Genomic DNA, 8,633 nt, shown 5'->3' with positions numbered 1-8,633 from the left:
CGCATAAGACACAGAAAACAACCAAGTTTTCACACACCCACATACACAAAGCTTCCCCTGGTACAGACGTTACACCCGTCTCATAGCCGGGGGAAGCTTTATATCCCATGAAACTTTGCAGAAAATCTGCATAAGTACATTCTTTATTTCTTTTCTACTGTTAAACTCACTCACTCTTCACCGATACAAAAATATTCTTTCGAGACGAGGTTTTTGCCATGCCTATTCCCTCACCGATACCCAGTTCAAGCTCACCGAGTTATTGGATATCGCCCGATGACCCGCATACCCCTTCCTCTGGCACTACCTCGCAGTCATCACCAATCGTGGGAGACCACCACAAAGTCAGTGATACATTCCAAAACCAACATTCTCATGCCTCGGGCACGATTTCCGGTGATGCCGCCGGAGGGTCTGCAAGCGGAAACGTGCAGCAAGATACCTTCGCGCCTTCAGACCAGCACAGCCCAGATCTGGCGCAACAAGAACCCTGGGCAAACCAGCCCCAGCATACTTTTCCGAACCCGCAGCAGGGCTCCGATGCATCAACAACAGCGAGCAGCCCTATAACCAGCGAAGGTTCTGGTGGAACGACATCACAGTCTTCACCTATCGTAGGTTCTCACCCTGACTCTGCCGCGCCACCAACCGCAAGCAACGCCGTTTATGGGGGCAGCGGTACCCCTATCGAGGAAACATCGGGCAACGCCTCGCCGCAGAGTTCCGCTAGTGCGCCCGTCTCCACAGGAAGCACAAGCTCTGCTGGAGGCGACTCTGGGGGATTTCAGGGAAGCGGGTCTTCAAGTTCCTTTGACGATTCTTCGTCCACTCAAGGGTATTCTGGAGATTTCCAAGGGAGCGGGTCCTCAAGCTCCTTTGATGGACCTTCCTCTTCAACAGAGGGATACCCCCAATCTAGCGGAGACGCTTCCGGTTCAGCCCCGCTTTCCGGTTTCAATGGGGCTGGAGCCACCATAGGTGCCGCCACTGCGGCAGGCGCTGCTGGAGGACAGGCCCCTACTCCGCTGTACAAAACCCCAGGACATGCCCAAGACAGTAATAACGGGTGGAATAACTGGCCTACTTATATTCCAGAGGACACTATTGCAGGTCAGCCATACCAATGTGCTCAACCTGGTTCCTACAGCAACGATAGTGGTGACGCTCCTACTGTGGGGGTATCCGGCGCGAACAACGCCACTTCATCCGTTGATTTTTCAAAAGAAGCTAAAGCTCAAGACAATGTTAAGTTTAGTAATGCCGCCGCAGACACTTTAAGGCAAGCTCTTAGGACTGCGGGCAATAATCTCACGAAATCCTACGGACAGGCAGGTGGGGGTGGCTCTTCCGGCGGACGAGATCAACAATTCACCGAAAGCTGTGCAGATTTTACTGGGAAATATTCAGAAGAATTTAAAGATAGGCATGAGCAACTTAAAGCAAACGCTACCAACGTTGCTGCAATGCTCTTATACGCGGCAGACCTTGTTGACTATTTCAAGGAATGTGTGGCCCGCGAAAATCGGAACCGTCAACGCGCTCGTGATTGGGACGACCGTTGGTTTTGGGAAAGGTGGGGCAACTCCATAGAAAGCATTTGGAATGACGATGTAGGCCCTGGCTATGAAGGTGCCCCCGCCAAACCTGTTGCGCCTTCAAGCATCGCTGCCCCCGCAGCTCCAGCGCCAAGCTCTGGGGTAGGAACTTCTTCAGCTATACCAGAAAATTTGGACGTATATGTTATTCGCTGCAACGATGACACCAATACACACGATAGGGAATACAGGGCCATCAATGACGCCTTTGCGGCTTTTAATGCAGCACGTGACACATCCTTCGGAACTTTAGATATATCCCCAGCTATGATGGGTCTGCAAACTCTCAATGAGCAGAGTGGTCTCGTCACAGATTGGCTCCATAAAGTTGCTCAAGCGTTCCGTGACGCTGGTGCAAGTTCTGGACACCCAGTGGCTCTTGCCGACAGCACTTTGGACGCTCAGGTAGGCCCACAAGTTTCTATTAATCATATTGATGTCACACTTTCCCAGGTTTCTGGTGAAATACCGACCTCTGGGTTTGCGAATGATCCGGTGAACGTGGCGACAGGTAACTTTATCGAACCGGAAACTGATCTGGTCTTCACCGGGACGGTGAGTGAGTCTACGTTGTCGTTGACGCGTATGTATAACAGTCTGGCGGTCACCCATGCGGATGAGGTTCCTTCGGGCGTGTTCGGGCTTGGCTGGTTCTCGACCTTGGATACCCACCTGAGCTTTGGGGACGAGCAGGCCTCGTGGTTTATGCCTGACGGGCGTGAAGTACTCTTTGATCGGGAAGGCGAAGGGTTCGCCCGCGCCGCCCGGGAGCCGTGGTGGCTGACGAAGGTTCCCGCCACGGATGAACTGTTTACCCGGGTGCGCGATGCGCAGGTGCACGCCTACGAGCAGGCTACAGTCACGGGTGGTTCTGCTGTGGTTCCTGAGGTCCCGTTTGTGTGGATGGTGCACAATAACCAGCACGAAGCGTATTTCTATGCGCCCTCTGGTGCGCCGGTGGCGCGCCGACAGGGGCACCTGAGCAGCCTGACAGTGTTTATTCTGGCTGAGGATGGTGCCGTGACGGATCTGGTGCATCCGGTGGCGCATCGCGGTGTTCATGTGAACTATGAGCCCGCTGAGGAAACCGGTGGCGTGCGCCCAGCGGCGGCATTCACATACAACACCATTGGTGAACGTGCCGGGGAACCGGTGCAGAACGTTGTCTATTCCTATACCGAAGCTGCTGAATCCAGTGCCTCGGTGCAGGTATCTGGCTTGCTCACCGGAGTAACAACCGGTATCGGAACGCGTACGTATACGCATACTGAGCGGGGTTTGATTCACCGGGTGATTAGCGTGCGCGGCGATCTTGAGGTCACGAACACCTATGATGATTCCGGTCGTGTGATAGGGCAGATTAGCGAATACGGGCGAGATATTTCCTACCAGTACACCCCAAATGTCACAACCATTATTGCCGATGCTGATACCGGCAATAATTCAAACCTGTGGGTCTCTGATGCCAAAGGGCGTTTGCTGAGCGTTACGGCGACTGACGGTACGCGCATGTCGATGAGCTATGATCGGTTCAGCAACCGGATCAGCATTACCGAGCGTGACGGGTCACGAACTGTGCGTGTCTCAGATGAGCGTGGTCATATTAAGCGTGAGCGTACCCCCGAGGGTGCCGATTACACCTACAGGTGGGATGAGCAAGATCGTTTGCTCTCAGTGAGTGTGCGTGATGCCCGAGATGTGAAAAACCTCAGCGAGCCTATGCCGGTGCACTCGTATCGGTACGAGGAAGGTACCCTAGTGGTGAATCCGAGCCCGGTAGCTGTTCTTGATGGTGCCGGAGAAGCTACCACGTGGGAGTATTCCCCCGAAGGCGATATCCTGAAAATTAGCGACCCAACAGGTGTGTACATTACCCTGGAGTATGATGAGCACCACGATATTGTTGCATTAGGTGATGTTGCTGGCAATACTACCCGATTTACCCGAGATATCGCTGGTCAGATAACCTCTGTCACAAACCCGCTAGGGGCCACTACCACGCTTGAGTACAACGAAGCAGGTGTAATTTCTGCCGTGATAAATCCGCTGGGTGCCAAGTGGTCATTTGTTTACCCCGAGTCCCCTGTTGGTGATGGCACCCCCTACATGGCTCGCGAACAGTTACAAGGTCGTACCCGTAATTCTGCAGTTGGCACATTGCCCAGCGCAGTCATTAACCCTGATGGGGCAACTGTTGAGTTCACTCATACAGCAGGTGGGGATATCGCGACCGTCACAGATGCGGCCGGAGGTATAACCCGGCGTGAGTACGATACTTTCGGGAACCTGGTGAAGATGATCACCGCCGGAAACCGGGTGTGGGAGTATTCTTGGGATGGTTTGTCCCAGTTGATTAGCCTGACTGATCCTACTGGAGCCATCACGCGGTTCGAGTACGATCATGCTGGAGAAATCACACAAATCACGGATGCGACGGGGGTTATTTCCCACCGGTCGATTGACCGGCATGAGGGTATTGAGTCTGTTGCTGGTACCGGTGAGGGTCTTTTCTCGTCGGCGTTCTGCAAGGTGGATGTTCTTGGGCGGGTGACCGAAATCGGCCAGCAGGATGGTGCCTCCACCACATCTGCGTCCTCCTCAAACGGTACCTCTGAGGCGCCTATGGGCGCCGGTGCTGCCGGTGCGGGGGTTGCCGGGACGGGTATCCCGCATGGAGTATCCTCCTCTGCTGAGGCTATCGCAGCCGCTGAGACTGCCGGTGCCCCCTCACAGCCAACAGGTCGGCAGATGTTTACGTATGATGCTGCTGGGAATATCGTTGAAGCCCTGGACGCTAATGGTGGGCTCACACGGTATGTACGTGATGCCGCTGGACGTGTCACCCGCATTATTAGTGCTGCGGGCCGGTTTACCGATTACACCTACGACACCTGCGGAAGGCTGTCCTCTGAGCGTGTGGGGCTTAATGAGCCTGTGCGGGTGACCGATCCCGTCACCGGGGCGTCCTCGTGGGAAGAACCGACCCGGTGGGCTGTAACGACGCTGGTGTATGATGCTGCCTCGCAGGTGATCGAGCGACACACCCCTGACGGGCTTGTGGAAAAGATGACTTATGATGCCGCCGGGCGGTTGATAAAGGTTCAAGCAGGTCGCCGCGTTGCCACCTATACGTGGGATGCGTGCAACCAGCTGGTGCGGGTGCAGGATTCCACTTTTGGTACCCGCCGCTACGCCTATAATGAGCTCGGTCACCTGGTGCGGGTTACCGACGGCTTGGGAAATAGGACATTCTTCGCCTACGACGCGGACGGGCTGCTGACCTCAGTGACGGATCCGACTGGGGCCATCACCGAGTACGAGTACGATGCCGCCGGACGCATCCTTGAGGTTGCGAAAAAGCCTCACCCGGACAGCGCCGTTACGACTCCGGCTATTCGCACCACCTATACGTGGGATGCCGCCGGGCGCCTGCTGTCCGAAGATGACGGGGTTCGTACCCGCTCCTTCGAGTACGATGCCCGCACGGGTGATCTGACCCGCACGCTCATCGACGGCTCCCTAGCTGCTGAGTACGGCACGGGTAAACCCGCGCTACCGGGATCAGCAATTACGTGGATGAAGGATCACACCGGGGATACCCCGGTGACGTACCGGCGTGTCTTTGATGCCACCGGGAACCTGATCGAGTACACCCGCCAGGTCGATCGGATCGAGAATACCAGCGATCCCGGTACGGCTGAGGCCCTGGAGACGTTCACCAGTACAGGTTCGTATACGCTCACCTATGCGTATGATGCCGATGGGTTCCGCACGATGATGCTTACCCCCTACGGGTCTTCCCAGTGGGTGCTTGATGGTGCCGGACGCCCGATCCGCTCAATCAACACCGCCTCGATTGCTGACCCTGGTGTGCGTGAGCGCGAGTCGGTCATTGGGGAGTTCTCCTACGATGTGATGGGGCACCTGGTACGTGCTCAGGTCGGCGAAACGATCTCGACCTGGGATTTCGATCAGGACGGGTTGGTGTCCTCCTATGAACACACCAGCGAGCAGGGCGATGAGAACACTGCTGAGGGTGTGCAGGTGATCCGGGACCACACCGGCCGGATTATCGGGCTTGATTCCACTGCGACCGGGCTGGTGATGTACTCCTATGACGAGGCCGGACAGCTGACCGGTGCTCGCGCTGACGGGTATGAACTCACATGGGTGTATGAGGATGGACTCATGGTTGCCGAACGCCTCTACCACCATGACACCACCGAGGACGAGACCACTCAGGGCAGGGTTCTGCTTGGTGAGCGTCAGTTCATCTATAACGGGCTCAACCAGCTGCTGCACTGCACCACGATTGAACGACCTTACACAGTGGGTGAGGGTGTTTCTGCCGCGTGGGTGAGTACCGAAGTGTCCTACACCTATAACGCAGCCGGACAACGCACCGGGCAGAAGAGCGTCACCTCGGATGGTGTTATCCAAGAACGCACCTATACCTGGGGTATCACCGGTGCTCTGACTACCGTCAGCGATACAACTACCGACGTTCATGGTGCCGAGGTTCCAGGGCTGTGCTCACGTCTTCGGATACACGCCGACGCTACCGGGGTTGCCACCGCGATCACTGGTAACGATCGGGTGACGGTGCCGCTGCTGTGGGATCCGACCTCTTCTGCCCCGCATCTGCTGGGGGCCGGAAGCATCCCGGCTGCAGGGGCTGACGGCGGGTTCTCCCAAGCGGCAGTACCGGGCGGGTTTGACCCCTGGAGTGTCCCCGGGGTACCCAACACCGGGAATATGGTCGGTTTTGGTGCCCTGAGCGCCCCCGGTGCTGCTGCGTTGCAGGCCCCGGGTCTGCCCAGTGCGCTCGGCGCTCCTGGCATTTCGGGTGCATCCGCGCTGCTTACCAGCGTGGGACTGCCAGAAGGTGTGTCCTTCACCGGCTCCGGCACACTCGCGGTGGGCGGGCTTGCGCTGATGGGCGCACGAGTGTTTGACCCATCGTCGAAGAAGTTCCTCTCCCAAGACCCGTTGCCGCCCATCGTAGGTGCAGGCTGGTTCGCGGACTCGTACTCATTCCTAGGACATGACCCTGTAGGCATGATCGACCCTTGGGGAACAGCTCCATTAAGCCATGAGGATTTCAAAAAATACGTTGATACACAGAATACACAGACTTTGTACCATATTGCTGGTGCAACCATTATGGCGGTAAGTCTTGTTTGCGGTCCCGCTGCCCCGTATGTTGCTATCGCAGGGGCAGGTGTTTACGGCGTAGGTGATGGCACCAAGATGAACGCTGACGGGACGTATGATAAAGGCTCAATGATTAAGGGAGGCGTTACGCAGGCAGCAATCCAAGCAACCACTTTTGGACTTGGGAAAGCAGTCACCGCTACGGGCGTAGGTACCATGATTGGTAATGGAACGAGTAAGGCAGCTACCTATGTCGGTTCTAAACTTCCAGCAGTTTCAGGTGTTACCACTAAGCTTGCCTCTGAAACCGGTAAAAAGTATGCCACTGAAGCCTTTGCGAGTGGTGTGACAAACAGTGCCGCAAATACTCTTGGCTATATTAAAGATGCTGACCACCCTACTGTGGCGGGGGCTACTGTAAACGCGGTAACGGGCTTTGGTTCTGGGGTGCTTACCCACGGAATTGAGCAAAAAGTCAACTCTGCCCTGCCGGAGATGAAAACTCCTACAACCTTACCCGGTAAGGTGAAATACTCCCTGAGGCAGGAAGCTGTATCTCGTGGATCAAGCCTGCCTGGAGCAAGTTTACTAGAGCAGCCGGTTCAGGATAAGACGGTCGCCCACGACCAGAACGGCAAGGATTACAGTTACTTGAATAGCGTCGGGACTGGGGCCTATAACAAGGTCGTGGGTACTGGTATCGACAACATAGCAACCGGAACAGGACTCAAACACCTTGAAAATGATCACGGACGTTATGGAGTGCATTATGGTGCAGAGCCAAATGAGGGTTTCAAAGATCCCGAAACCTCAAAGACTCCACGGCATCAGAAAGGAGTAGAGGGTCCTAGGCATCGTAAAGAAGGCCCGGCTAAAGGACCAGCCACTTCTCACCGGGCACCTGGCGGCTACAATACGGATCTTAACAAATAAATCAGATGGTTTGTTGTTAGTCCACGAATGACGTTTTCGGTCTGTATATACCCTGTATTGTGGGTGTGTACAGACCGAAAACTTAAGGTGGTTGTGATGCTTCGTGACCGCCCCGTACTTATAAGATAAGAATAATGTCTGCATTCCTGATATATTTCATCTGCTCCTTCCTCTTTATCATCTTCTACATCACCCGGGACGAGATACGCCGCGCCCGCGATAAACGCAGCGGAGCCCTCGTCAAAAGACTCCCCCGCTCAGAGCCCTGGGTCTGGAGCATCTATATCCCAGTGTTCACCGGAATGAGTATATACATGCTCACCCATCTTGCAGAATTCCAAACAATACTTGTGGTTTTTTCTGTTGGGGCCGTCCTTTTCGGTTTGATTGGTATGTACTACTACGAAACCAAATACCTCAGGTTCAACCCCGATAACACCATCACCTACCGAGGACTCACCGGGAAACTCCGCACCACCCCCATCACCGCCATCAACGAATACCAATACACCCCAGAATCTAACCGTCCCGACAACGACGGCACCGACCCCGACAGCATCTGGCTCTGGAACGACAAAGGCTACACCATCGCCGCCTACTCCCCACGCGGCATGAAAGAATACACCATCCCCGCACACCTATACTTCCGCTGCACCCAAGACCGCTGGGCAGACCCCAACAACCCCCACGACATGCAAGAAATCACCTGGGCTATCGAACACTACCCCCGCGTCATCGACTTCCTCACCGCAAACCCCCGCATCACCGGCATGGCCACCGGAAACATAGAACCAAAACTCAACTAGGTGCATGCTGACCGATACAGAAAAGATCCCTCACGATAACACATATCGTGAGGGATCTTTTCTGAGAAAACGCTCTGCGCTACGATGCCATCTTTGACTGAATCTCAAGGTCGTCGGGGCATACCGTCTGTGCCAGCGCAAGGGC

Annotated in this window: 2 protein-coding genes; both read left to right on the top strand. The window is 55.3% G+C overall.

Translation table 11 applies throughout. The features are described 5' to 3' along the window. Positions 1-218: 218 nt before the first annotated feature. Entirely contained in the window at positions 219-7,682 is a 7,464-nt protein-coding gene (locus tag HMPREF2554_RS09865) for a DUF6531 domain-containing protein (protein WP_244864851.1), read from the top strand. A 134-nt stretch (positions 7,683-7,816) separates the two neighbouring features. Continuing rightward, positions 7,817-8,488: a hypothetical protein gene (locus HMPREF2554_RS09860; protein WP_041321656.1), complete on the top strand. Its 672-nt coding sequence runs from the start codon at positions 7,817-7,819 to the stop codon at positions 8,486-8,488. The last annotated feature ends 145 nt before the right edge of the window (positions 8,489-8,633 follow it).

Origin of the sequence: Rothia sp. HMSC071F11, assembly GCF_001809115.1 — a bacterium.
Lineage (GTDB): Bacteria > Actinomycetota > Actinomycetes > Actinomycetales > Micrococcaceae > Rothia > Rothia dentocariosa.
This window is presented reverse-complemented; position numbering and strand designations above follow the sequence as displayed.